Annotated in this window: 24 protein-coding genes and 1 riboswitch; of the genes, 10 read left to right on the top strand and 14 right to left on the bottom strand. The window is 69.3% G+C overall.

Features of this window, described 5'->3' with window-relative positions:
* Positions 1-26 precede the first annotated feature (26 nt).
* Complete coding sequence (locus tag ACNI3K_RS09535) at positions 27-2,147, bottom strand: HelD family protein (protein ID WP_419391660.1); 2,121 nt, start codon at positions 2,145-2,147, stop codon at positions 27-29.
* Between the two features lie 244 nt (positions 2,148-2,391).
* A complete protein-coding gene (locus tag ACNI3K_RS09530; RefSeq protein WP_419391659.1) occupies positions 2,392-2,799 on the bottom strand; it encodes an ACT domain-containing protein in 408 nt (135 codons plus the stop codon).
* An 82-nt stretch (positions 2,800-2,881) separates the two neighbouring features.
* Between ACNI3K_RS09530 and ACNI3K_RS09525 the strand changes: the two genes are divergently transcribed.
* From ACNI3K_RS09525 to ACNI3K_RS09510, 4 genes are all read left to right on the top strand, one after another.
* The gene (locus ACNI3K_RS09525; protein ID WP_419391658.1) at positions 2,882-3,496 is read left to right on the top strand and encodes a sugar O-acetyltransferase; all 615 of its coding nucleotides are present in this window, start codon (positions 2,882-2,884) and stop codon (positions 3,494-3,496) included.
* A gap of 144 nt (positions 3,497-3,640) precedes the next feature.
* Positions 3,641-4,444, top strand: a complete 804-nt coding sequence (locus ACNI3K_RS09520) for a hypothetical protein (protein WP_419391657.1) — start codon at positions 3,641-3,643, stop codon at positions 4,442-4,444.
* Between the two features lie 169 nt (positions 4,445-4,613).
* Positions 4,614-5,081: an RNA polymerase sigma factor gene (locus ACNI3K_RS09515; protein ID WP_419391656.1), complete on the top strand. Its 468-nt coding sequence runs from the start codon at positions 4,614-4,616 to the stop codon at positions 5,079-5,081.
* Positions 5,078-6,151, top strand: coding sequence for a hypothetical protein (locus ACNI3K_RS09510; protein WP_419391655.1), 1,074 nt, complete (start codon positions 5,078-5,080; stop codon positions 6,149-6,151). The genes ACNI3K_RS09515 and ACNI3K_RS09510 overlap by 4 nt, the downstream gene beginning before the upstream one ends.
* Before the next feature lie 3 nt (positions 6,152-6,154).
* Here ACNI3K_RS09510 and ACNI3K_RS09505 read toward each other — a convergent pair whose 3' ends face one another.
* The gene (locus ACNI3K_RS09505; protein ID WP_419391654.1) at positions 6,155-7,315 is read right to left on the bottom strand and encodes a hypothetical protein; all 1,161 of its coding nucleotides are present in this window, start codon (positions 7,313-7,315) and stop codon (positions 6,155-6,157) included.
* Positions 7,316-7,637: 322 nt separating this feature from the next.
* Here ACNI3K_RS09505 and ACNI3K_RS09500 point away from each other — a divergent pair, with 322 nt between their 5' ends.
* Both ACNI3K_RS09500 and ACNI3K_RS09495 read left to right on the top strand, forming a co-directional pair.
* Positions 7,638-9,134 carry a hemolysin family protein gene (locus tag ACNI3K_RS09500; protein WP_419391653.1) on the top strand — a complete coding sequence of 499 codons (1,497 nt, stop codon included), beginning with the start codon at positions 7,638-7,640 and terminating at the stop codon, positions 9,132-9,134.
* Positions 9,127-10,179, top strand: coding sequence for a hemolysin family protein (locus ACNI3K_RS09495; protein WP_419391652.1), 1,053 nt, complete (start codon positions 9,127-9,129; stop codon positions 10,177-10,179). Before ACNI3K_RS09500 ends, ACNI3K_RS09495 begins: the two co-directional genes overlap by 8 nt.
* A 40-nt stretch (positions 10,180-10,219) precedes the next feature.
* Here the strand turns inward: ACNI3K_RS09495 and ACNI3K_RS09490 are convergent, their stop codons facing one another.
* From ACNI3K_RS09490 to ACNI3K_RS09470, 5 genes are all read right to left on the bottom strand, one after another.
* Positions 10,220-10,831, bottom strand: coding sequence for a DUF305 domain-containing protein (locus ACNI3K_RS09490; protein WP_419391651.1), 612 nt, complete (start codon positions 10,829-10,831; stop codon positions 10,220-10,222).
* Positions 10,832-10,973: 142 nt separating this feature from the next.
* Positions 10,974-11,225 (bottom strand): DUF8108 domain-containing protein, encoded by a 252-nt coding sequence (locus tag ACNI3K_RS09485; protein ID WP_419391650.1) that lies wholly within the window; start codon positions 11,223-11,225, stop codon positions 10,974-10,976.
* Positions 11,222-11,368, bottom strand: coding sequence for a MetS family NSS transporter small subunit (locus tag ACNI3K_RS09480; RefSeq protein ID WP_419391649.1), 147 nt, complete (start codon positions 11,366-11,368; stop codon positions 11,222-11,224). Before ACNI3K_RS09480 ends, ACNI3K_RS09485 begins: the two co-directional genes overlap by 4 nt.
* Entirely contained in the window at positions 11,365-13,044 is a 1,680-nt protein-coding gene (locus ACNI3K_RS09475; protein ID WP_419391648.1) for a sodium-dependent transporter, read from the bottom strand. Before ACNI3K_RS09475 ends, ACNI3K_RS09480 begins: the two co-directional genes overlap by 4 nt.
* Positions 13,045-13,196: 152 nt before the next feature.
* On the bottom strand, positions 13,197-13,976 hold the full coding sequence (locus tag ACNI3K_RS09470) for a hypothetical protein (protein WP_419391647.1): 780 nt from the start codon (positions 13,974-13,976) through the stop codon (positions 13,197-13,199).
* 118 nt (positions 13,977-14,094) lie between these two features.
* Positions 14,095-14,210, top strand: a riboswitch (SAM riboswitch).
* A 16-nt stretch (positions 14,211-14,226) separates the two neighbouring features.
* Here ACNI3K_RS09470 and ACNI3K_RS09465 point away from each other — a divergent pair.
* Positions 14,227-14,661 (top strand): hypothetical protein, encoded by a 435-nt coding sequence (locus tag ACNI3K_RS09465; protein WP_419391646.1) that lies wholly within the window; start codon positions 14,227-14,229, stop codon positions 14,659-14,661.
* Between the two features lie 80 nt (positions 14,662-14,741).
* Here the strand turns inward: ACNI3K_RS09465 and ACNI3K_RS09460 are convergent, their stop codons facing one another.
* Entirely contained in the window at positions 14,742-15,842 is a 1,101-nt protein-coding gene (locus tag ACNI3K_RS09460; protein WP_419392144.1) for an SDR family oxidoreductase, read from the bottom strand.
* A 351-nt stretch (positions 15,843-16,193) separates the two neighbouring features.
* Between ACNI3K_RS09460 and ACNI3K_RS09455 the strand changes: the two genes are divergently transcribed.
* Positions 16,194-17,333: a transglutaminase domain-containing protein gene (locus ACNI3K_RS09455; protein ID WP_419391645.1), complete on the top strand. Its 1,140-nt coding sequence runs from the start codon at positions 16,194-16,196 to the stop codon at positions 17,331-17,333.
* A 124-nt stretch (positions 17,334-17,457) separates the two neighbouring features.
* Here ACNI3K_RS09455 and ACNI3K_RS09450 read toward each other — a convergent pair whose 3' ends face one another.
* From ACNI3K_RS09450 to ACNI3K_RS09430, 5 genes are all read right to left on the bottom strand, one after another.
* Entirely contained in the window at positions 17,458-18,666 is a 1,209-nt protein-coding gene (locus tag ACNI3K_RS09450) for an MFS transporter (RefSeq protein WP_419392143.1), read from the bottom strand.
* Between the two features lie 230 nt (positions 18,667-18,896).
* Positions 18,897-19,544, bottom strand: a complete 648-nt coding sequence (locus tag ACNI3K_RS09445; RefSeq protein WP_419391644.1) for an AMIN-like domain-containing (lipo)protein — start codon at positions 19,542-19,544, stop codon at positions 18,897-18,899.
* A gap of 190 nt (positions 19,545-19,734) precedes the next feature.
* Positions 19,735-20,664 carry a mechanosensitive ion channel family protein gene (locus tag ACNI3K_RS09440; RefSeq protein WP_419392142.1) on the bottom strand — a complete coding sequence of 310 codons (930 nt, stop codon included), beginning with the start codon at positions 20,662-20,664 and terminating at the stop codon, positions 19,735-19,737.
* Between the two features lie 71 nt (positions 20,665-20,735).
* A complete protein-coding gene (locus ACNI3K_RS09435) occupies positions 20,736-22,460 on the bottom strand; it encodes a SulP family inorganic anion transporter (RefSeq protein ID WP_419391643.1) in 1,725 nt (574 codons plus the stop codon).
* On the bottom strand, positions 22,457-22,831 hold the full coding sequence (locus tag ACNI3K_RS09430) for an ArsR/SmtB family transcription factor (RefSeq protein WP_419391642.1): 375 nt from the start codon (positions 22,829-22,831) through the stop codon (positions 22,457-22,459). Before ACNI3K_RS09430 ends, ACNI3K_RS09435 begins: the two co-directional genes overlap by 4 nt.
* 209 nt (positions 22,832-23,040) lie before the next feature.
* Here ACNI3K_RS09430 and ACNI3K_RS09425 point away from each other — a divergent pair, with 209 nt between their 5' ends.
* Together ACNI3K_RS09425 and ACNI3K_RS09420 are read left to right on the top strand one after the other, a co-directional pair.
* On the top strand, positions 23,041-24,540 hold the full coding sequence (locus ACNI3K_RS09425; protein WP_419391641.1) for a sensor histidine kinase: 1,500 nt from the start codon (positions 23,041-23,043) through the stop codon (positions 24,538-24,540).
* Positions 24,537-25,202, top strand: coding sequence for a response regulator (locus ACNI3K_RS09420; protein ID WP_419391640.1), 666 nt, complete (start codon positions 24,537-24,539; stop codon positions 25,200-25,202). Before ACNI3K_RS09425 ends, ACNI3K_RS09420 begins: the two co-directional genes overlap by 4 nt.
* Positions 25,203-25,625 lie beyond the last annotated feature (423 nt).

Below are 25,625 nucleotides of genomic sequence, written 5' to 3'. Positions count from 1 at the left end.
TACCCTAGGCCCGCCCGGCCGCCCGGTCATCGCGCCGCCGTGAGCGCGAAGTCGACGAACGCCGTGGGCTCGTCGGTGTGGGTGAGGTGCAGCTCGTGCATCGCACGGGTACAGGCGATGTAGAGCATGCTGCGATCCATGGCGTTGGCGTAGGTCCCCGCATCCGCGTCCGGAACGATCACCGCGTCGAACTCGAGTCCCTTGGAGATGTGGGCCGAGGTGATGACGGTGCCGGCGGCGAAGGCCTCGCTGCCGTAGTCCAGCAAGGTGAGGTCGGCACCGGACGCTTCGAGCACGCCGTACAGCTCCTGGGCGCGGGCAATCGTCTTGCAGACGATTCCGACGGACCGGTGCCCCCTAGCCCGCAGCTCCGTGGTGAGCGCCACGATCTCAGCGGACTGGGCGGCGTCGTCGTCGAAGGCGCGGATGGCGGGCGCCGGACCGTGCCTGTTGATGGGCACCAGCCGGTCGTTGCGCGAGATGGCCTGCGCGAACTCGGTGATCTCCGTCGTCGAGCGATAGCTCTTGTTGAGCTCCAGGCCGTCGGCCTCGGGGAACACGCGCCTGATCGCCTCGACGGACGAGGCACTGAATGGGTTCACCTTCTGGTTCGAGTCCCCCAGGATGGTCATCTTGCACGAGAACAGCTGCCGCAGCACCGCGTACTGGATGGGCGTGTAGTCCTGCATCTCGTCCACGACGAGGTGGCGCACGGACTCGAAGGACTTGGAGCCGGGGTGACGGGTGGTGGCCAGGATCGTGTAGATCAGCGGGAAGACGTCCGCGTGCTCGACGGTGCGGCGGCCGGCGGGCGCGAACATGCCTTCCCGGTTGGGCGCCTCGTAAAAGGCCCGATACAGCGCGAGGGCGTCCTTGTGCGGGAACATGGCGCGCACCTGAGCGCGCACCGCGGTGGCGTCCTTGGCCGCCCACTTGGGCCCCGTGGTCGAGCCCTCCGAGAGCTTGGACTTGAACTGGTGGACGGCAGCCTCGGCCAAGCGCTCGAGCCGTGTGAACAGCGGCACGGTCTGCATGGTCGCGAACCGGCCGGCGACCCACTGCTTCGACAGCGACATGGCCCGGTGGCGGATCTCGGCAGGCGCGAACTCCTCGTCGATGCGGCTCGCGAGCCAGTGATCGAGCTCGGCGACGAACTCGGTGCTGGCCTTGTAGCGCATGCGTGCGATCGCACCCTCGTCCGCGCCTTCGAGCAGGGCGATGACCTGGTCGCTGAACGTCTCGTAGTCGGTGACCTTGGTGAGGAAGGTGCGGGCCAACGCGCCGAAGTCGATCTCCTTCACCTGCTCCTCGCCCAGCTCGGGCAGCACGCTGCCGATGTAGTCCCCGAACACCTTGTTGGGCGACAGGATCATCACGTTGTCGGAGGACAGGGTGTCGGCGAACCGGTACAGCAGGAACGCGACCCGGTGCAGCGCGATCGAGGTCTTTCCGGACCCGGCGACGCCCTGCAGGATCAACACGTCGGCCGTCTCGTTGCGGATGACGGCGTTCTGTTCGCGCTGGATGGTCGCGACGATGTTATTCATCTTGTCGTCGGTGGATTCGCTGAGCTCCCGCTGGAGCACGTCGTCGCCGATGTTCAGGGTGGACTCGAGCATGTACTCGAGGCTTCCTCCGACAATCTTGTACTGCCGCTTGCCGTCGATGTCTCCGTGCACCGAGCCCTCGGGCGTCGCGTACTCGGCCTCGCCGGACTCGTAGTCGTAGTAGAGGCTCGAGACCGGCGCACGCCAGTCGTGGGTCAGCAGCTCGAGGGAGTCCCGGTCGCGGAAGCTATGCAGGCCGATGTAGTAGCCCTCCGCATCGGGCTCCTCGTCGGCGCGGAAGTCCACGCGGCCAAAGTAGGGGCTGTCGAGGAGCCGGGCCACGCGCCGCCTGGCCGCGACGGAGCCGTCGGCGACGCTGACCGCGACGCCGACTTCGGTGCGCATGCTGGCCTTCTCGGCGTGGTCCATGTCGCGCTGGTGGGACCAGATGTGGCGCTTGCTCTCGTCGATGGACGTGGCCGACCGCGAGATGGCGGCGTCGAGGCGCTCGGCCTCCAGTCCCAAGCGTTCGATCACGTACTCGAGCCGGGCGCGCTCGGCCGCCTCGTCTGGCTTGGGGCGTGCGTCTACCTCAGTCACAGGTTCTCCGGTCGGGTCGTCGACAGGTGCGGACGCTCGGGGACTCGCAGATCTCGGGGTCCGCGGGTGCATGGAGCGTCGGGGATTGTGCCGACCGTTCGGCACACTGCCCCCTACTCTACCGCGACGTGAGAGTCAGGTCACCGCACCACGGCGGGCCGTCCGCCTGAAGGCGAACGTGAGTGCGGCCGATGCGGTCGTCCAGACGAGAGCGGAGCGCGCCTTGGGCGCGGCTCCGACGTGCTCACCCCGCGCTGTCGGAGGCGAGGTCCGCGAGTGCAGCCATCGCATCGGCCGCGTGCTCGCGAGGCACGAACACGTGATCGTGATGGAAGCCGGCGACGACGTTGGCCGCGATGCCTGCGCGAGCCAGGGCCCCGCCGACGGCAGCGGTCAGTCCTACTGCCTCCAGCGACGAGTGAACCGTGAGGGTGATGCGGGCGCTGGGGAAGTCGAACTCGAGCCCGTGCCGCGCCGCAGCGTCGATGGGCAGCACCAGGCTCAGACCCTCCGCCTCGCGCACGGTGGCGACGGCGTCGATGAGCGCGCTCGCCGCGGCGAGACCCTCCATCGTGGCCCACACATAGGTGGCGGGATCCAGCTCGGGGCTCATGGTCGCGATGAGCGTGTCAAGGTCCGTGTCGCCTGCCATGGCTCGAGCGTAGCGACGCAGGTCCCGGCTAGGGGACGATGCGCAGGGATAGTTTGTACAGGCCAGACCCACAGGAGGAACAGTGACGGATCCAGCTGAGATGAGAGCCAAGATGGCGGAGGTCCCCGTCGAGGACGCCGCGCGCACCGAGTACGAGAAGCTCGAGAGCGACGAGTGGTTCCGCTACCGCGCCGGGCCCGAGCTCGCCGACATGCAGCGCGCCACCATCGCCACGCTGCGCGAGCTCGGCGGCCTGTACTTCGAGGACCCGGCGGCCGCGACGCGCATGCTCGAGGAGCTCGTGGGCGAGTGCGGGCCGGGGCTGGACTTCCGGCCGCCCATCTACCTCGAGTACAAGGAGCGCGTGCGGTTCGGTGCCAACGTCTTCATCAATGCGAACCTGATGATCATGGGCAGCGGCATCGTGACCATCGGCGACAACGCGCTGATCGGACCCGACACCCGGTTCTACACCGTGAACCACGCCTTCGACGTGGAGCTGCGCCGGGAGGGATGGGAACGGGCCTTCCCCATCACGCTCGAGCCGGATGTGTGGCTGGGCGGCTCGGTCGTGGTGTGCCCGGGAGTGACGATCGGGCGCGGATCGGTGGTCGCCGCGGGGGCCGTGGTCACCAAGGACGTGCCTCCCGGCACCCTGGTGGCAGGAAATCCCGCTCGCGTGATCCGCGAGCTGTAAAGGGCGACACGCCGCATGTGACGCATTCCACATCGCGTCTGTGCATTCTTCTCGCCCTCCTTGTCAACCTTCTGAGCACCTGGTGCATCTCCTTTGTGAAGCGACCCGCATTGTGCCAACGCAATGCAGCAAAGGAGAGGGATAATGTCCAGGACTTCACTCACACAGCCCGTTTCCCGGCAGACGATATCGGTCGGCGCGACATCCGCTGCGGCGGGCGCGTTCATCGCGCTGCTCACCACGTGGGCCGCCGGCGGGGCTGCCGCGGCGGGCACCGAGGGCTCGGTGTTCGGGGCGGCCACGTCTCCGGCCGGCACGGTGGAGACCACGCCTCACGCGAACTCGGGCAGCGCCGCCACGGTCGCGATCCCGGCCGACGTCGACAGCGCCGCGGCGACGCTGTGCGTGCCCCCCGTCGACTCGGGCTCGGGGGCGGCCGGCGACTCAGGCACGGGAGGTGGCTCGAGCGCCGGGGGCGGCTCCCACCACGGTGGACCCGTGATCGGTGTCGACAACGACGTCAACGTGACGGTGGATGTAAACCAGGAGGCAGGCGGCGGTGCTGGCAATAATGGCGGCTCCGGCGGCGGCAACGGCGACGGAGGTGGATCCGGTGACGGCGGCAGCGGTGGGGGTAACGGCGATGGTTCCGGCGGAGACGGCGGCGGCTCGGGCGACGGAGCCACCGGCGGCGGTCTCATCGATGCGGACCTCAACCTGAACGTGGGCGGCGCGCTCGGCGGCGACGAGCCGCTGCTCGACGCCGACGTGGACCTCGGCATCGGCGGCTCAGGCAGCTCGACCAAGAAGGGAAACCTGCTCGATGTCGACGTGCTCGGCACGGTGGGCGGCCTGCTCGATGCGGACGCGAACGCCTTGGTCGGAAATGACAAGGGTGGACGATCACTCATCAACATCGATGCGAAGGCACTGCTGGGCTCGCACTGACATTTCTCCGGTCCGCTATCCTGCATTAAGAATCGACTGCGCCGGGGGGGCGAGCGACAGATGACAGCGACGGCGGCCACGCGAAAACGCGTGGCCGCCTTCCTGGACTCCGACTACGCGAAGGTGGTCGGGGCGGTGGCGCTTGCCACCGGCGATNACGCGAAAACGCGTGCCCGCCTTCCTGGACTCCGACTACGCGAAGGTGGTCGGGGCGGTGGCGCTTGCCACCGGCGATCGGGAACGCGCGGAGGACGCCGTTCAGGACGCGTTGGTGAAGACGCTCTCCGGCGACACCGAGCCCGAGAACCTGTCCGGATGGGTCACCGTCGTGGCGATCAACTTCGTGCGGCAGGCATGGCGCCGCACCGCGGCACAGGGCCGCGCCTACGTGAGGGCCGTCGTGTGGGATGACACGGCGGACGACGAGTCGGAGCGGGCGGTGGACGCGATCGCGGTGCGCGAGGCCCTCGACCGGCTCCCCGAACGGCAGCGGCTCGCCGTGACCCTCCATTACTTCGAGGGCCTGACGGTGGATCAGGTCGCCTCCGCCCTCGACGTCTCGAGCGGAACGATCAAGACGCAGTTGAGCCGAGGGCGCGCGGCGCTCGCTCGGAGCCTCAGAAGGGAGGCGGCGTGATGGACGATCTCGATGCGGAGCTGCGGAGCCTCCTCGAGGGGGCCAGCGGGCGTCCCCGGCTTGTGAATCGCGACGCCCTGCTCGAGAGCCTCAGCGCGCGCATCGACGAGGGTGGCGTGGATGTGGCGGAGGCGCCCGCTCCCCCACCGTCGTTCGAGGCTGCCGGACGCACACTGGGCACAGGCGCGGACGGCCGCGCGCGCGGCGCGGCGCGCGTGGCCGGGCTGGGTCTCGGAGGGTGGGTCGCCATTGGTGTCGCGTCGGCGGCGGCGGCCACCGGCGCGTGGCTGCTCGACGGACGCGACTTCACCCCGGATCCGGTACCGAGCGTCACCGCCCCGGTGCCGGCGGTCGTGGACGCCGCCGGAGCGGCGCCACAGAAGGCGGTCACGGTCGCGCCTATCCATGCGCCGCAGCCGCCTGCAGAAGCATCGAATGCCGGCGACGAGCCGCCAGCACCGGTCGCGGCGGTCCGGTCGGCAAGTGATGGCGCCGACGACGCGAACAGCGGCGGTTCGGGGCACAGCACCAGCGTGGGAGACGGCAGCGGTGCGGGCAGCGGCACGAGCGGCGGAGCCGCAGGCCCGAGCGGCGGCGGGCCTGCGGCGGAGCCCGGCTCGGGCTCAGGTTCGGGCACGGTGGACATCGGCCTGGACGGGGTGGACCAGGCGATCGAGGACACCGTGGACGGCATTCTTCCGGAGGGACCCGTGAAGGACACGGTGTCGCCGATCATTCACGCCGTCGATGTAAACGGCCTCGTGGGCTGGGTGGTGACGTCGCTGCTGTGCATGGACGCGACGCCGGTCTCCGCCACAGTGACGGACGATGTGGGGGTCACGGCGGTGTCGCTCGACGTGACCGCGGGCTCGGGCTACACCCAGTCGATCCCCCTGTCGCGGGGCTCGGGCTCGACATGGACGGGGGTGCTCGCGCCGGTCGCGGCGCTGGACCTTGGGATCCTCAACCGCCTGGTCGATGTCGAGGTGTCCGCGAGGGACGCGGCGGGCAACACCGCGACATCACGATCCACCGTCACCGTGAGTGCACTGACCTGCCTGGGTGGATAGCCCTCAACTGTTGGTCGCCGCGCGGTAGCGGGCGGCGTCGTCGGTGCCGGTGCGCACCCACCCCGAGCGCATGGGTCCGCCCACGGCCGGCATGGTCGCGCTCCAGGCGTAGGTCGTGGGCCACCGCCGGAACACCGGAAGCAGTGTGGTGACGGCGCGCATGAGCCACGGCAGCCAGCGGGGTCTCCAACGACGCGTGACGTTAAGGTGAACCTCGGCGCGGTCGGGGGCTCCCGTCGCCGTCCACGTTCCCCCGGTGAGAACCTGCCCGTCGACGCCGATGCGCCACTCGCCGGAGCGCTCCACCCCGGCGTCGAGGCGGAGCAGGTCGGGAAAGGGCGGCCGGAAGGTCACGCGCGCGGCGCTTCCGGCGGCCTCGGCCGATATCGCGCTCACCCCGGCTCCGAACTCGGAATCAGGCCCGGTGACCTTGACCTCGCCTGGTCCGCCTGCGGTGGCGGGCGCGTCCATGTCGCGATTGAACTCGATCACGCGCAGGCGGGCGGCGTACTTGATCAGGTGGCGCCGGTGCAGCGCACCACCCGGCAGCCGCCCCACGGCGGCCTCCTCGCCGCCGATGCGGATGGCGGGCGAGCGGCCTGGGACGTCGCGAACCAGGTCGAACTGGGGCATCCACACGAGCATCAGCGAGACCGGAGTGTCGATGCCGGCACCCACGGGCGCGAGCAGGGCACCGCGGCCGCGGGCGGCGCCGTCCCGATCGTCAATCGAGATCTCGATGGCGTTGCCGTCGACGTCAAGGAAGCGCACCTGGGCGGCCACGCCGTCCTCGGCCACCTCGAGGCTCGCCTGGTCGAAGTCGATCTCGTTCCACGAGCGGACGCCGTGGCCGATCCCGTACATGCGGCGGTCGAGGGTGAGACCGGGCTCGACGTAGCAGTCGATCGTGCGATCGTCGCGGCGGCTCAGGAAGGCCACCATGCCCGTGCCGTGCTCGGGGTCGTCGAACCGCTGGATCTCGAAGCCGTCATAGAGAGGATGGTCGGCGAGCTCGGCGTTGAGCATCGCCGCCATCTCGTTCATGCGCAGCGACATCGGGCACTGGGGTGTAGGAATCGACGGCGTGGGAGACGACGACGCAGCAGCCGATGGCGGGGCGGTAACGTTCTCGTCCCTGTGCGCATCCGGGCTGTTGGCGGTCACGAATCCCCCTCGCGCTGGACTCCTCGTGCGCTTCTACTGCACTGCACTGCTCCTTCGACCGTACTGCGTCCGGACCGGGCCGCCAGGGACCAAGGTCACATCCGGCGGCGGCGCTCGCACCGATGGGGAGCATGCCGCACGCCGGAGACCATTTCACGTACAATCCCTGCATGCCCGACGGACATAGTCCTGAGCGCCAGTACGCATCCTCACCCCTGGTGAGCACCCGCGGCCTGGCGCCTTCTTCCGAACCCTCCCTCGCCGGGCGACTCGCTGCGGCGATCACCCCGCATGAGGGACACACGAGCATCGGCCGGGTGTCATGATCGAAGCGTGGCTGCTGCTGCTGCTCGTCGTGGTGCTGATCGGCGCGAACGCCCTCTTTGTTGCAGCAGAATTTGCGTTCGTCACCGTCGACCGCCCCGAGGTTGACGAGGCCGCGGCGAGCGGCGACAAGCACGCCGCATCGTTGAAGGCTGCGCTGAAGAAGCTGTCGACGGAGCTGTCGGGCGCCCAGTTGGGCATCACGGTGACGAGCCTGCTCGTCGGGTTCATCGCGGAGCCATCGATCGCGACACTGCTGCGCGGACCCATCGAGTTCCTCGGCGTGCCAGAAGCGACCTCTCTCGCGGTGTCGTTCACCATCGCGTTCATCCTCGCGACGTCCACCCAGATGATCTTCGGAGAGCTCGTGCCCAAGAACTGGGCGATCGCCGAGCCCATGCGAATCGGCCGCGCAGTCGCCGGCGCGCAGCGTGGCTTCACGTGGTTCATGGGACCGCTCATCCGCGTGCTGAACGGCAGCGCCAACCGCATTGTGCGCTCGCTCGGCATCGAGCCCCGCGAAGAGCTCGCCTCGGCACGTTCGGCCCAGGAGCTCGAGTCCTTGGCGGAGCGCTCGGCCGCACAGGGCACGCTCGAGCCCAGGGTTGCGCGCCGCCTGGCCCGCGCGTCGGAGATGAAGGACACCACCGCATCGGACGCGATGACGCCACGCACCCGCGTGCAGTTCCTGGATGCAGACGACACCGTGATCGACCTCCTCAAGGTCGCCGGCAAGACGGGTCACGCCCGGTTCCCGGTCATCGGCGAGAGCGTGGACGACATCATCGGCGTCGCACACTTCAAGGCGGGCCTGGCGATCCCGGTGCGTCAACGCAAGTCGACGACCATGCGGGACATCTGCCTGCCTGTCGACTCGGTGCCGTCGACCATGCCGCTCAGCTCGGTGCTCGATGCGCTACGCAAGGGATCGCAGGTCGCGCTCGTGGTCGACGAGTACGGCGGCACGGATGGCATGGTGACGCTCGAGGATCTGGTCGAAGAGATCGTGGGCGAGATCGAGGACGAGCAGGACCGGCCGGTCGCGCGGTTCCGCCGCATCGGCGAGCGGCGCTGGTCGCTGTCCGGGCTGCTGCGGCCGGACGAGGCGGGCGACATCATGCACCTCGATATGCCCGATGCGCGCGAGTCCGACACCCTCGGTGGCCTCATCACGGAGCACCTGGAGCGCTTTGCACGGGTGGGCGACGAGGTCGAGGTCGAGGCGCGCGACGAGGACAACCGCGACGACGACGACATCCCCACGCGGGTGCTGGTTCGCATGACCGTGACGCGCCTCGACGGGCACCGCGTGGACCGCCTCATTGTGGAGGCCTTCCCTCCGCCCGATGAGGACGAGGACGACAAGCGTCGCGACGACGACGAGGACAACGAGGACGGCTCGCGTCGCGGTTCGCGCCGCCGGCGCTCCCGCTCCGATGAGGACGAGCGTGCGGACTCGGACGCTGAAGCCGCCACGGAGGATGCAGATGTCTGACTACGTCGCGATACTCGTCGCCATCGCACTGCTGGCCGGCAACGCCTTCTTCGTCGGGGCGGAGTTCGCGCTGATCTCCGCGCGCCGCACCCAGATCGAGCCCCGCGCGGCCGAGGGCTCCTACTTTGCGCGCATCACCGTCCGTGCCATGGAGAAGGTGTCGCTGATGATGGCCGGCGCACAGCTGGGCATCACCATGTGCTCGCTGGGCCTCGGCGCCATCGGCGAACCGGCCGTAGCGCACCAGCTCGAGATTCCTCTTGCGGCGATCGGCATCACGGGCGCCTGGCTGCACGGGATCGCCTTCACGATCGCGCTCGCTGTCGTGGTGTCGCTGCACATGGTGCTGGGCGAGATGGTGCCTAAGAACATCGCGATCGCCGGGCCCGAGCGCTCCGCGATCCTGCTGGGCCCGCCGCTGTACCTGATCGTGACGATCCTGAAGCCGCTGATCTGGACCCTGAATGCGGTGTCGAACATGGTGCTGAGGGCGCTCAACGTGAAGCCCACGGAAGAGATCGCCTCGTCGTTCAATGCGGACCAGGTGGCGGCGTTCGTGGCCCAGTCACGCCAGGAGGGGCTGCTTGACGAGGAGTCCCACCGGGTGATGACGGGCTCGATCTCGCTGTCGTTCGAGTCCATCCAGGACGTGCTGACGCCGCTCGACGAGCTGGTGACGCTGCCCGTGGACGTCACGCCCCAGCGCGCGCAGAAGGAATGCGTCAAGACCGGGTTCTCCCGCTTCCCGCTGGTCAACGAGGACGACGACTTTGTCGGCTACCTGCACCTCAAGGACTTCGTGGATGTGCCACGGGGGCACGCCACCAAGGCGATCCCCACGGATGCGGTGCGGCCGCTGACCTTCATCGGCGCGGACACCTCTCTCGAGGAGGCGCTCACCGCGATGCAGGCGCGAGGCACCCACATCGCGCTGGTGCGGGACGAGGAGGACGAGGTCATCGGCGCCGCCATGCTCGAGGACGTCATCGAACGGCTCGTGGGCGAGGTCGTCGACGCCGGCCAGGTGGTCGTCGCCGAGGCCTGACCGCTCGTCAGCCTGACCAGCGGTCAGTCGCCGTGCGGACTCACTCGGGGATCGCGTCGAGCATCCGCTCCATGATGTCGATCTCCTCGAGCTGATCCTCGATCATCTGCTGAGCGAGATCGATGGCCTCGGCACTCTCGCCAGTCTCGGTCTGCAGCTGGGCCATCTCGACGGCGCCCTCGTGGTGGGCGATCATCAGTTCGAGGTAGAGCCGGTCGAACTCGTCGCCGGAGGCCTCCTCGAGTGCGTCCATCGCCTCGTCCTGGCTGAGCCCGCCCATGTCCATGCCGCCGTGACCCATGTGGTCCATGGCATCCATGGGGCCCGCATTCACTCCCCAGTCCTCGAGCCAGGACTCCATGGTCTCGATCTCGGGCCCTTGCGCGGCCGAGATGGACTCGGAGAGGGTGCGCACGTCCGGGGAGTCGGTTCGCTCGACGGCCAGGTCCGCCATCTCGATGGCTCCCTCGTGGTGGACGATCATCATCTGCGCGAACATCAAGTCAGCGCCGTTGTAGGCCTGGTCATCCCCCGGTGTGGCGACCTCGGCGGACTGGTCGGTCGCAGCGCCCTCGGTCGCGTCCGCACAGCCCGTGACCAACAGCGCCACGACAACTCCCATGCCCGCGAGGGCGGCTTTCGTGCTTCTCATGAGCCAATCCTGCTTTCTGTGATCGCCATTCCCGCCGTGCGGGGCGGGTGCGCAGCATTGCGCTGTCCCACGCTTCAATCATGGGCTAGACAGGCCCGTGACGTACGGGCCTTGAGTCCCGGCAGGACGACGTGGGTCTCCGTCAGCCCTTGGTGCGCTTGACGGCCCCGCGTCCGGCGGAGGTGAGGACGATCCGGTCGACCTTGCGGTTGGCCAGGCGATAGATCACGTAGATCAGCCACAAGCCCCCGGTGAGCAGCACCAGGATCGAGTTCCAGAACCAGCCCACGCGGCGGGTGCGCACCAGGACCACCTGCGAGCGCGTGCGGGACTCGATCCCGTAGCCGCGGCGCACGTAGCCGGCGACCTCCTTGTCCATCGTGGGGTTCTTCACGATGACTCCTCGTCCTCGAAGTGATGATCGTCGAAAGGCAGCGGGGCCTCACGGTGCCGTGCCAACCACACTACAGAAGCGGCGAGGCCGCCCCAGATCACGACGGCGGAGACGGCGAGCAGGGCCCAGGCATCGGCGCTCATCGCTCTCCCCCGTCCTCGGTCGTCGGCGATCCGCCCTGAGGTCCGCCCTGAGGCCCGGCCGATGCGCCGGTCGCGCCGGCACGCGCCGGCGCGTCCAGCTGTGCGGGGCTGGGCCAGGGCACAAAGTCATCGGGCTTGCGGCGCCATCGTGCGAGCGGCATCACGAGCGCGGCGACCAGCAGCACGGCGACGGCGCCCCACCCGAAGACCAGCACGAACCAGCCGGGGTAGCCGTCGTAGCCCTCGGTCGCGAGGCGGACGGTGGTGTCGACCAGCATGTAGACGAGCAGCACCGCGACGGCGTTGACGACCACCAGCCAGCCGAGGCCGACCTTCATGCTCGACAAGACGCTGAGGTGCCGCGCCAGCTCACGCCCACGGCGCCCGAACCACAGGGTCGCGGCGATCATCGCGACTGCGCCGGCCACGATCCCCACCTGGTTGGACCACTGGTCCACGACGTCGAGCACATACAGCGCGGTGGTGGTGCCGAACAGCACAATGGAGAGGGTCGCGGATGTCAGTCCCACGGTCAGCGCTCCCCGGCGGGGCGACCAGGCGAACTTGTCCTGCAGCGCCGAACTCACCGACTGCAGCACGGAGATCAGGGAGGTCAGCCCCGCGATCACGAGCGAGGCGAAGAACAGGGCGCCGAACCATTGCCCGCCTGGCATCTGCGCGATGACCGCGGGGAACGTCACGAACGACAGCTGCACGCCCGCGATTCCCTCGAGGTCCGCCACCGCGACACCCTCGCGAGCCGCCAAGAACCCGAGCGTGGCGAACACTCCCAGGCCCGCGAGCAGCGAGAACGAGCTGTTGCCGAAGGCGACCACCAGCGCCGGCCCCGTGAGGTTCGACCGCCGCTGCCGGTACGAGGCGTACGTCAACATCACGCCGTACGCGAGGGACAGCGAGAAGAACACCTGCCCGTAGGCGGCGATCCACACGTCGGGGTTGGTGAGCGCGGAGAAGTCCGGGGTGAAGAGCGCCTCCACTCCTTGGGCGGCGCCGTCGAGCATGAGCGCCCGCACCACCAGGATTCCGAAGGTCACGACCAGCAGCGGGATGCCGATCACGTTGAGCTTCTCCACGCCGTGTGCGACGCCGAGCGCGAGCACCACGATGGCCACGGCCCAGATGGCGGCGAGCGGGATCAGCACGCCGGGCACGAAGTCGAGGCCCACCCCTACCTCGCCCAGCTGGAGGTACTCGTCGTTGAAGAACCCGGCGGGGTCTCCGGCCCAGGCGAGGTCGAAGCTGAAGAAGAAGTAGCTGAGGGCCCACGCGATGATGACCGTGTAGTACAGCCCGATCACGAAGCAGATGGCGACGTGCCACCAGCCCACGCCCTCGGCGCGACGGGAGATGCGCCGGAACGCGAGCGGCGCCGAGCCTCGAAAACGATGGCCGATCCCGTTCTCGAGGAACAGGATCGGGATGCCGGCCGTGATGAGCGCGACCAGGTAGGGGATCATGAAGGCGCCGCCGCCGTTGTCGTACGCCTCGCCGGGGAACCGCCAGATGTTGCCGAGCCCCACTGCCGAGCCGATCGCCGCCAGGATGAAGGCCGTCTGCCCGGACCAGACCTCGCGCTTGCCGCCACGGCTCGCCGGGCGAGATTGGTCCTCGGGCGGCGGGCTTGCGGCCGATGCAGGGGTTGAGTCAGTGGGCACATTCACCTCAGTTCTGGTGCTGACCGCTCGGGGACGGGGCCAGGTGGGTCCGAACTGGCACCAACATACGTCAAGCAGGGCCGATGCGCCGATTCGCGCAGGATCACGGCATCACGGCAGTGCGGCGGTACAGCGTGACAGTCAGGCCGGGCCTACCGCTTGCCGGCCGAGATCCACGCCTGTGCACGGGTCCGAGCAGACTCCACCGCCGCACGGCGCGCGCGCAGCGAATCCGAGTCCGTGCCCGCCTCCGTCGAGGCTTCGGTGTCGATGGCGTCCGTCAGCCCGCGCAACGCGTCGAGGCCCTGCGCTGCGGAAGCGCCGCGCTCCTCGTTCGGCGCGGTCTCCTCGAGATCGTGCAGCTCGCGGTCGAGGTCCAGCACGCGAGGTCTGGCCGCCTGCCACAGCGCGGTCGCCTCCGAGGCGGTGGGCTTGGAGAGAATCTGCGGGATCAGCGAGTCCTCGAACCACGCGACTTCGCTCCTCGCCTCCTCGAGTCGCTTGTCCCAGGCGCGTCGCTTGGCGTACCACCGCCACCACAGCACGAGCAGCGCCAGCAGCGCCACGCCGGCGAGTATCCAGGGCCACCACACCGTCTCTGGCTCCTCGGCTGGCTCCTCCACGGCGGCGTCGACGGTTGCGCTCTCGGACGGCTCGGGCTCGGGCTCGGGCGAGGGATCCTCCGGCGCGGGCTCCTGCTCCGTGGTCTCCTCCGGCGCGGGCTCAGGGTCCGGGTCGACCGCGCTCTCGCTCGGGAACGGGTTGGGCAGCTCGCTCGGGAATTCGCTTGGCAGCTCACTCGGCAGCGCGGGCACGCTGATCTCGGGCAGGCTCGGTCCGTCGATCTCGGGCAGCTCGTCGCACCCACCGAGTCCGGTGAACAGGGAGGCGCTCAACGTGAGGACGCCGACCGACTTGGCTGAGACTCTCATCGCCTGCCGCCTCCTTAGGGTCGTGTGCATTCGACCCTAGTCGACGCTCTCCAACCCGGCCGATGCGCCCTCGGGCCCGGTGCGGAACCCCACCTTGCGCTCTGGTACGGTCGTGCCGGATCAAGAAGTCTGGCCATCAAGCCTTCCAGCTGGCCAGCTGGCAACCGCGTCCCGACACGGTGCCCCTGGAAGAAGATCCGCCCCGTGTGAACCGCACACGGGGAAGAAACGGACTCTCAAGGAGAGAACAATGGCTGACGCCACCCTGCCCACTGCCGGCACCTACTATCCCGGCCACGTGCCCTTCCACCTCCGAGTACGCAAGGCGCAACTCAATGAGACGCCGCGCATCGTTCGGTTGCTCCGGCTCGAGGGACAACTCGTCACCGTGCTCGATGGGGACGACACACAAGTCCTCTGGACCCACGAACCCGCAGTGCGGCTCCTTTCGCAGTGTGTCGAACTCGGGTACGACCAGCTGTCGCGATACGGGCGCGACATCTTCATCATCAAGGGCTGCGCGCTCTCCCTCGTCGACCCTGAGCAGGCGAGCCTGTGCGAGGAACCGGACACGTGCGGCCACGGACGCGTGATCTCGGTACGCACCGGAAAGCCGTGGGACACCGAGGACACGCTGGCCCAGATTGCTGATGCGGGGGACGACTCCGACTCCAACCTCCCCTAAGCATCAGGCAGCGGTGAGGCCCGGGCGCGACTACCGCGACCCGGGCCTCGCCGGCTCCGGCTTCCGCCCAGTCACGACCTTCAGGGAATGAGCCGCTCCGCCCGGTACCGATCCACCACACCCAGCAGCGCGCGCTCGCTGTTCACGTACCCGGTCCAGCCGAGCAGGCGGCTGCGCGTCATGTCCGCGATGACCTCCATGTCCCGGCCGAGGTCTGCATCGGTGTGCCACCACGATGCGACCCGCGCGAGGTCCGGCTCAGCGAGCCCTTGGCTCGCCACGATCTCCGCCCACACGTCCTCGACCCCGGCCATCTGGGATTCGAGCGGCTGCGGAGTCTCGCCCGGCCCTTCCGGCTCTACGCCCAGGTGCGCCGCGAGCCGCGGCCACAGCCGGCGCCACCGCACCACGTCGCCGTTCACCACGTTGAAGGCCGTGTCCGCGGCCTCGGGCGTCGTGGCCGCCCACACCTGATGGTCCGCGAGCAGGTCCGCGTCCGTGAGGTCGACCACGCCGTTCCACTGTGTGAGAGAGCCGGGGAAGATGAACGGCAGTCCGCGATGAGCCTGGATGCCGGCGTAGGCACCCAGCGTCGACGCAATGTTCATCGCATTGCCGACCGCGTGGCCGATCACCGTGTGCGAACGGTGCACGCTCCACGTGAAGTCGTGCTTGAGCGCCGCGGCGAACAGCTCGTCCTCCTGTGCGTAGTAGAAGTTCTCGACGTTCAGCCGCACGGCGTCCTCGAGGAACGGCGTGTCCGGCAGGTCGCCCTGGCCGTAGGCCTCGAACGGGCCGAGGTAGTGCTTGAGCCCCGTGACCAACGCGACGTGTCGCACCGTGTGCTGCGGACCGAGCACTGCGAGCAGGTCCCGAACCATGCCGCCGTTGACGCGGATGTTCTCGGCCTCGGTCTCCTGGCGGGACCACGCGGCAATGAACACGTGGGTAGGGCCAAGGCCACCGAGCGCCTCGCGGAGCGACGACAGCGAGCGCAGGTCTGCCGCCACATGCTCCGAGGAGGACCCAGGCAGCGGAGAGCGCGAGAGACCCGTGACACGCCATCCCGCATCGGTCAGTTGGCGGACGAGCGCCGAGCCCGTGATGCCGCTCGCACCGACCACGAGCGCGTGCGCTCCCTCAGGCGGCGTGCGGACCGGTGTCGGAGCACGGTCGGGCACGGGCGGGCTGACCTTCTGGCTGGTGGGTCTGGTTCTCGAAGTGTGCACGTGGGACCTTCCGCTGGCGCGCGCCGGGTGCGGCGCGCTGTGGTGCAACGCCGCTGCGAGCGACGGTGTTCCGCCATGGCCGCGTTCGCTCCACCGAGCGCGCGGGGGCGGGCGGCCGATGCGGGTGAGGACCGGACCGCCGGCCTCACCTCGGCAGCACACATTGGGGAGGTTCGGGTGCGGCGTTCGCCACTCGGGCCTCCCCGCCGCGGCAGGACTCCGATACGGTGCTTCACGGGCACTAGCAGCCAAGATGCGCAACCAGCCGGGATGCGCCGCACCACTGGGCCCAGGGAGACGGACGTGACGTTCTACCCTGAGCCCGAGCATCGGCCGTCTGCCCCGAGGCTTCCCGCCGCCGGCTGGCTGCCCGACCCGAGCGAGACCGACCTCGAGCGCTACTGGAACGGGTCGCGCTGGACGCCCCGCACGCGCAACCGATTCACGCGCCTCGAGACCGGCGTGGTCCCGGACCCTGCTCCCCAGCGCAGGAGCCGCCGCGAGCGCGCGCCACGAGACGGCCGCAGCACGGGCTCCAAGCTGTCCACGACGCTCCTGATCATCCTGGGGCTCGCGGTGTCCTACCAGTGGGTCAACTCCGCCGGCTACCTGCCCGCATGGGCGACTCCCACCGCCGTGGTCGCGGCGTTCGGCGAACCCGAGGCCTTCGAGACCGACTACCCGGTCTTTGGCTCGACCGAGCTGGTCAATCACCTGGAGCGGGGCATGATCGCGCAGGAGTCGAGCATCGACATCACGTACTGGTTCCAGAATGAGGGCCAGGCCGGCGTCGAGGACGCGCTATTCGAGGCGGGCGTCCAGAACCCGTACCTGTTCGTCGCGGGTTGGGGCATCCGCCAGACCGGGTCGCTGGTGTTCCTCGAGCCCGACTACACCTACGGGGACGAGGAGGCCGAGCGTCGCCGATCCGAGACCCGCCAGGCGGTGCAGGCCGGGCTGGCCGCGTCCGGCGCCAACGCGGCGACCACCGAGACCGAGAAGGCCACGCTCATCCACGACTACATCGTCACGCTCGCGGACTACGACATGGGCGCCTTCGAGGCCATCGAGCGGGGCGACAGCTCGGCCCACGTGGCGCAGTCGCAAGAGGCGTACGGGATCTTCGTGTTCGGCACCGCGGTGTGCAACGGGTATGCGCAGGCATTCACCGCGATGGCGGAGTCCGCAGGGCTCGACGCGGTGATGGTCACAGGCTCGGACTCCTCCGGGGACACGGGCGGCGATCACGCGTGGAACAAGGTGAGGATCGACGGCCGCTGGCTGCTGGTCGACACCACGTGGGACGATCCGGTGGGTGCGCCGCCCGGGCTCGAGGTCCGTCGCGACTATCTGCTGGTCGCGGACGACCACCCGCTGCTCGCTACCCGGACGGCGGACTCGTACTGGGCCGTCGACGCGAACCTCGCCGGCTTCGCTTCGTAGGGCTGAACTGACGGCGAGCGGCCGATGCGCGGGTTGGGTCGGGACCCGCCCGCGCCTGCGAGTCGCGCGCAACTGGGCACCCTGCGCCTTCGCTCCATGCGCACGTGCGCACGTGCACACGTGGCTAGGCGGGGACCGGGACCGCCGCGCGCCGGGTGATCCACCAGCCGACGAGGGCGAACAGCGTGCCTGGCACGACCAGGATCAGCCCCAGCCAAGTGGGCGACAGGTATCCGAACCCGGCGGCGATGGTCATGCCGCCCAGCAGCGCCCCCAGGCTGTTGCCGATGTTCAGCGCCGAGTGGTTGACGGCCGCAGCGAGGGTCTGGCTGTCCCCCGCCACGTCCATGAGTCGGGTCTGGATCGCGGGCGCGAGTCCCTGAGCCGCAGCCCCGACCAGGAACACGCCGACCAGCAGTCCCATCACGGACTCGGCGGTCAGCCCCAGCACCACGAGCGACAGCGCGAGACCGCCGAACAGCCAGAAGATCGCGCGCACGGCGCCCAGGCGGTCGGCGAGCCTGCCGCCGCCGAGGATCCCGATGGTGGTGCCGACCCCCAGCACCGCGAGCACGATCGGCACGAACGACGAGGAGGTGCCCGTCACCTCCGTGGCCAACGGCGAGACGTAGCTGTAGACGGCGAAGAACCCGCCGAATCCCAAAGACGCGGTGAGCAGCGCGGCCCACACTGCGGGCCGGCGGAACGCGCCCAGCTCGCGGCGAATGGTCGCATTCGGGTTGGCCGCGGAGACCGGGATGACGGCCATCAGCGCCACCGTGGTCAGCGCGAAGAGCCCGGCCACGGCCAGGTATGCCACCCGCCACCCCGACTGCTGACCCAGGTAGGTGATGAGCGGCACGCCGATCACGCTGGCAATGGTCAGACCCACCAGCACGTAGGCGACGGCCTGCCCGCGCTTCTTGGGGCCCAAGATCTCTGCGGCGACCAGGGCCGCGACGCCGAAGTACGCGCCGTGCGGAAGCCCCGCCGCGAATCGCGCCGCGACGACGAGTTCGAACGTGGGCGCGAGCGCGGAGGCGACAGTGCCCAGCGTGAACGCGATGCCGAGGCCGACGAGCACGGCCTTGCGCGGGAACCGGGCGGAAGCTGCGGCAATGGTCGGCGCGCCCACCACCACTCCGAGGGCGTAGGCGGTGATGAGCCAGCCGGCCCGACCGATCGAAGCCTCGGGATCGCCCACCGACAGGTCGGGGAGCAGGTCGCGCGCGATCTCGGGAAGGAGCCCCATGGCCACGAACTCCGTGGATCCGATGGAGAAGCCTCCGAGGGCGAGGGCGAGCAGCGCAAGGCGTGCTCGGGTCGGGCTCATGGTGTTCACGCGTCGGCTCCACTCAAGGTTGCGCCCCGAGGACCGACGCGTCGATTTCTGCTGAAGGTCCACCACGCCGCGCGACCGGGTGTCGGGGCGCGGTCAGCACAGTGCTTCGCCGGCGTCCCTCTCAGGCTTGGTGAACGCTCACACCCTAGAAGATGGCACCACCGAACACCAACATCACCCACTGAATCCTGCCCGGGCAGCGATCAGTCGCTGCCGGAACGCTACGGATGGAAGACGTCGACCACTAGCCGGGTCGGGTCCTCCAATGCGAACACCCTGAAGTCCTCTGCGGAGCTGACCCCGATGAAGATCTGCTGCTCTCCCTCGAAGAGCGTGGCACGGGTCGCCTGCTCGATCACGCCGCTGGTTTGCGGGACGATGCTCGCAGGTCCGCTCCAGTCGACCGCGTCCTCCTCGGTCGGCAGATCGACGCCGGTGATGGTGACCTCAAGCACCCGGTCGCCGCGCACCTCGACTGTTCGGCCGGATCCGGCCGCCGTGGGGCTGTCCGTGTACCCGGCCGTCCAGCTGGGTTCGCCCTCGCCCTCGAAGTCGATCACCACTCGGTCGAAGTCCTCGTGCACCCCGAACCGCATCCCGGTAGGACTGAGACCGGTGCTTTCGCCGGTGCCAGACGTGCTCTGGTCCCCTTCGCCGAAGACCGGCTCATCCTCCACCGGGTCGTCCTCGGCCAGCGGGGTCTCGGCAAGCGGCGGGCTCGGGTCGTCCAGGGGTGTGGCGGTCGCAGTGGGAGTCGATGTGGCAGTCGGCGTGGCGGTCGGATCGGGATCATCCGTGGCGCAGCCAGCGGTGAACAGCGCGCTGGCGGCGGCCAGGGCCACAAGTCTGGTCAGGCTGCTTTGTCTCATGGATTCGCTCCCGTCGTGGACGGTCGATTCAGGGACGGCCGATGTCAGGGATGGCCGAGATCATGGGCGGCCAACCTCGCGGCGCCGACACCCGCGTGCTCTTCCATTCGTATCCCAGGTGGGTAGCCGGCGCAACACGGCGGCTCGGCTATGGCGATCAGCGCGCGCGGGCAGGTTCCGCGGGGGCGCGTCAGCCCTTCTCGTCAGTGCCGGGCGGATTCTGGGTGCGCTCGATGGGCTCCCATAGGGTGCGCGCCTGCTGGACCACCTGGGTGGCCACGATCTCGACGCCGGCCTCGGCCAAGCGGCGATGGATGCGCCGGGTGATCTCGTCCTTGACCGAGCGCGCGGTGCGCACGGGCACCACGAACCGGACCGCGAGCCGCATGTAGGTCTCGTCGGCGGAGGCGAACACCTTGGGCTCGACCTCGGTGTCCGGCACCGGGAAGCGCTCGCGGACCTCGTCCATGGCTTGTCTGGCGCCTTCCGCCGTCTCCTGGCGGCGCGCCTCTTCCTCCAGTACTCGCGAGGCGCCCTGCCAGTCGGCGTGGTGGGGAATCGCGACAGCGATCTCCTCCCAGATGTACTCGAAGAAGCCGCTGTAGTTGTACACGGGGTCCGTGAAGGTCGCCTTGTTCGAGACGGTGACCACGCGGCCCGTGTACTGGCGGCCGCCCACCCAGGTGGTCTCGGCGTTGTCGCCAATCTCCATGAGCCGTGTCTTCAGGAGCGAGATGTCGATGACGTCGCCTTGAACGCCGCCCATCTTCACCCGGTCCCCGACCCGGAAGATACTGCCGAAGGTGATGTTGAACCATCCCGCGACGGCTCCGATGGCCTCTTGCATCGCGAAGGCCAGTCCCGCGGTGGCCAGGCCGAGGGCCGGCGCGAGGCTCCCGCCGAGCGGCTGCCAGATCACGATCAGGCCGAAGATCGCCACGAACCAGGTGAACGCGCGCACGATGCGTCGCGCGTTGAAGCGCTGCTCCCTCTCGTCGAAGACTCTGGCGGCCACGCGGTTGACGATGAAGGACACGAGAAACAGTGCCGTAAGCAGGATCGCGGTCCGGGCTGCCGCGCCCGCGCTCGAGTCCCAGCTGAAGTCGCCCACGAGTTGCATCACGCCGCCAGGCTACGCGCCCCCACAAAGGTCTCACCGACCCGAGGACGATGCGCGGGCTGCGTGAGCGCCTACGCCGGCACCGCGTCGCCCACGTCCTCCGCGTCGCGCTCCTCGCCTGTGCGCAAGATCTGCCGGGCGCGTTCGATCGCGCATGGCGTATCCGCGAACACGTGGTGGCCCTCGACCAGGTGAGCCGCGACGCCGAGCTTGGCCATCACCGCATCGTGCTGCGGCTTGATGCCGGAGAGCATCACCACGATTCCGCGCTTCTCAAGCCGGGTGATCGCGTCGCCGAGCACCTGCGCGCCGGTGGCGTCCAGCGTCGTCACGCGGGACATGCGCAGGATGACCACCCGCACGTCTGCGATCTCGGACAGCTCCAGCAGGAACCGGTGTGCGGCGGCGAAGAACAGCGGCCCATCGAGGCGGTACGCGACGATGTGCTCGCTGAGCAGCGCGTGCTCCTCGTCGGAGTAGTCGCCGACCTCGAGAGGCACCTGCTCCACGCGAGCGCTCCGAGCCACCGCGCGCAACGCCAGCAGCCCCGCCACCGCGATCCCGATGATCACGGCCGTCACGAGGTCGATCGCCACGGTCGCGGCGAAGGTCAGGAACAGGATCACGGCATCGCCGCGCGTCGCTCGCGCCAGCGCCCGCAGCGAGGCGAACTCGACCATCCGGATCGTCGTCGCGAAGAGCACCCCGGCGAGCGCCGCGAGCGGGATCTCGCTCACGAGCGTCGAGGCGACCAGGATCACCAGCAGCAGCACGACGGCATGAGTGAGCGCGGCCAGCTTGGAGCTCGCGCCCGCCCTCACGTTCACCGCGGTCCGCGCGATTGCGGCCGTCGCGGGAATCCCGCCGAACAGCGGCGCCGCGATGTTCGCCAGCCCCTGCCCAAAGAGTTCCTTGTCGGGGTTGTGCCGCTCATTCACACTCATGCCGTCGGCCACGGTCGCGCTGAGCAGGCTCTCGAGGGCCGCGAGCGCGGCGACTGCCACGGCCGCGGTCGCGAGGCTGCCCATCGCACCGATGTCCAGGAATGCCAGCGACGGCGCCGGCAGCCCGGCGGGCAGGTCGCCGAGCGGCGCCAAATCAAGCGGCGTGAAGACCGCCACCAAGGTCGCGAGCACCACGGCGACCAGGGAGAACGGCAGCGCGGGACGCCAGCGGGCCCCCCAGAGAATCAAGGCCGCCACGCCCACCGACATCACCAGCGGGGCCGGATTCGGATCCGTCACGAACTCCCCCACGGCCTGCGCGGCCAACGCCCACACCTTCTCGCCCTCGAGCCCAGATATCCCCAACGCCACGGGCACCTGCTGCAGCGCGATCACCACGGCGATACCGGCGGTGAAGCCCTCGATGACGGGCGCGGGCAGGTACCGCACATAGCGTCCCAGTCCGGCGACGGACATCACGATGAGCGCGACGCCGGCCATCAGGCCCACCATCAGCACGCCCGAGGACCCGAACTGCGCCACCACGGGCACCAGCACCACGGTCATCGCCCCGGTGGGCCCGGACACCTGCAGGTTCGAACCGCCGAAGATGGCAGCAACGGCGCCGGCAACCACCGCCGTCGCGAGACCGGCCTGCGCCCCCAGGCCCGATGCGACACCGAAGGCCAGCGCGAGCGGCAGCGCCACGATGGCGACGGTCACACCAGCAATGAGGTTGCGGCGAGGGTCGCGGCGTACCTCGCGCCAGTCCTCACGGCCTGGCAGCAGGGAGACGACCTTGCCCCACACGCTGCGTGCCGGACGGGCCGCGCCCGTCCAGGGGACGCTCACTTCTGGTTCGGATCAGCGGGTGTCTCGGACGGGGATCCAGCGGGCATCTCGGCACGCAGCTCGGTCAGCAGGTCCTCCTGGCTGGTCAACATCGAGGCCAGAATCCTGCGCGCGGAGCCCATCAGCTCGGCGACATCGGGCGTGCTCAGCCGGTACATGACGTTGGCGCCCTCGCGGTAGGAGCTCACGATGCCGGCCCGGCGCAGGACCGCCAGCTGCTGAGAGAGGTTCGACGACTCGACGTCGATCTCGCCCAGGAGTTCCCGCACCTGCTTGGGCTCGTCGAGCAGCAGCTCGAGCACGCGGATGCGAACCGGGTGGCCCAGCGTGCGAAACAACTCGGCCTTGGCCCGATGCAGGGGTACAGCCATCACTCACGCGGCTTTCGTAGGGGGTGCGCTGGACGCGTTACGGCCGGTCACACCTGCGATGGTCTCACTAGTTGACGACTTCTTCAAGTCGTCAACTAGTGCAGGAGGGACGGCGTCGCACCGCGGGCCGATGCGCGGGCCGGCTTCGTGCTCGCACCATCCACGAGCGCCGCGGCCGACAGGAACCTGCCCCGTGAGAACCTATGGTCATGCCGACAGCCGCCCGCTCCCCGCAGCGCGGCGACCTCGTTCTCGGCGCCGTCGTAGCCGCCATCGCGCTGGCAATGCTGGTCCTCATCCCCGCTCTCACGAGCCTCGATCGCGAAATCGCGATCGACATGCCGGGGCCGGGTGACTGGCAGTGGTGGCTCGCCGTCATCGCGGTCCTTGCCCAGGGCGTGGGACTGGTGTGGATCTCGGCCGCCCCGCGCCGCGTGCTAGTCGCCGTGGCCGCGTTCGCGCTGCTCATATCGCTCATCCCCATGGGCGAGGCATCGGGCATCTCTCTGGTTGCCGTGATCGCCGCCGCGTATAGGGCCACCAGGAAGCGCGCATCGGCCGAGTCCTGGATGCCCTGGATCGTCGCCACCGTGGTCACGGCGGTCGCGGGTGCGATCGCCAACCTGCGCCTCGACGACGGGTTGGTGGCACCGACCGCCGCGGCCATCGGCCAGGCGCTGGTGGTGGTCGGCATTCCGACCGCCATCGCAGCCGCCGTCGGCGCGCGCAGGGCCGTCGCGGAGTCCCGCGAGCGAGAGTCGCTCTCCCGCGCCCGCGAGCTCGAGGCACGCACGGAGGCCGCCATCGCCGCCGAGCGCACCGCCATCGCGCGCGAGCTGCACGACATTGCAGCACACCACCTGTCCGGCATTGCGCTGATGTCCTCGGCCATCTCCCAGCAGATCGACACCGACCCCGCGACCGCCAAGGCCGGTCTCGCAGACGTCCGCGCGCAGACCCGCACCCTGCTCGACGAGCTCCGCGGCTTGGTCGCGCTGCTGCGCACGGACCCCAGCGACTCGATCGACAGCGACTCGCCCGACGGCACCTTGGTGAACGTCGAGTCGCTCCCCGGCCTCGAGACGCTCATCCCCGCAGCCCGGGCACGCGGGCTCGATGTGTCGCTCACCGTCGCCGACGGCGCGAGCATCCGCGAGCTGTCCCAGGGCATCGGCCCGTTGGGGCAGTTCGCGGCGTATCGCACGGTTCAAGAGGCGCTCGCCAACGCGGCGCGGCATGACCCAGCCGCCCGATGCACGGTTGAGCTTCGCGACGCCAGCGGCGGCTTGGAGATCGTGGTAACCAACGGCCCCGGTACGGCCGATGCAGCGGGTGCAGCCAACTCAGCAGAGCCGGCCGGCTCGTTGGGCCCGGCGAGTTCAGCGGGTGCAGCCAACTCAGCAGGATCGGCACGCTCTGCACACTCGGCACGCTCAGCGGGTGCGGCAAACGCGGCAGAATCGGCAGGAGCGCTGGTCTCAGCCCGTGCGGCAGGCACCCTCGACGGCGCACGCCAGCCCGGCTTCGGGTTGCGGGGCATGGAGGAGCGCGCCGCTCTCACCCGATCAGCGCTGTCGTATGGCCCCACCGAGGACGGTGGCTGGCGCGTGGCGCTTCGCGTGCCGCGTGAAGCGAGAGAGCCGGGCGAATCCGGGTCGTCAGCCGAGGCCGGGCGCGGCTCGGGTGCATCCGAAGGCACGCGCTCGTGATCCGGGTGCTCATCGCCGATGATCAGGGCCTGGTGCGCGCAGGCCTCACCGCGTTGCTGGGCGCGTCGCCGGACATCGAGGTGGTGGGCGCGGCATCGGACGGTGACCAGGCGATTGCGATGGCGCGCGACCTCAGGCCCGACGTCGCGTGCGTGGATGTGCGCATGCCGGGGCGGGACGGCATCAGCGTCACTCGCGAGCTGTGCTCCCCCGACGCCGACCCCTCGATCGCCGTACTCATCCTCACCACCTTCGCGATCGACGAGTACGTGTTCGCTGCGCTCGAGGCGGGGGCCTCGGGGTTCATGCTCAAGGATTCGGAGCCGGACGACATCGTCGCGGCCGTCCGCTCGGTCGCTGCGGGCAATGGGACGCTCGACGGCTCGCTCACGCGGACCGTGATCCGCGAGTTCTCGCGCCGCCGCCAGACCCAGCCCGTCAGCGTGGCGAATGGCTCGGACCTGTTGTCGCCACGTGAGCTCGACATCCTGCTGCTGCTCGCGCAGGGCATGTCGAACGAGGACATCGCGCGCGAGCTCGTGCTTGAGGTGTCGACGGTGAAGTCCCACGTGTCGCGCATGCTGCCCAAAATCGGTGTGCGGTCGCGGCTGCAGGCCGTGGTGTGGGCGTATCAGCACCGCGTTGTCGAGGTCGACGGATAGCACGACGCTCCCGCCTCGGGCGTCTCCAACCGGCGACCCGCGCACTACACCCACACCTCTTCAAGACCTCCCAGGAACTCAGCGTCCTCCCACTCAGTACGCCAGTGGTCGGCAGCCCACTGTCTCACCATCGCTTGGTCCTCAGCAGTGATGGGTGGCAGGTCAGGCTCGGGGAGCGGTAGATCCACATCGAGTGCTGCGAGTCCGCCTGGGCACGGAGTTCTCCCCGGATCGATGCTCGGCGGTGGGATGAACGACACCGACGACGATGTCGCGACGATCTCCCAGCCCTGGTTGTGAATATCGTGATGACACCTCGTGCAGAGCATCACCCCGTTCGATAGGTCCGTCAGTGTCGACGACGTTCGAATGTGGGGCCAATGCGACGTTTGAAAACGGAGCCACCATGTTGTCGTGTCGTTA

Source organism: Demequina ureilytica, from assembly GCF_048553575.1.
GTDB lineage: Bacteria > Actinomycetota > Actinomycetes > Actinomycetales > Demequinaceae > Demequina.
This window is presented reverse-complemented; position numbering and strand designations above follow the sequence as displayed.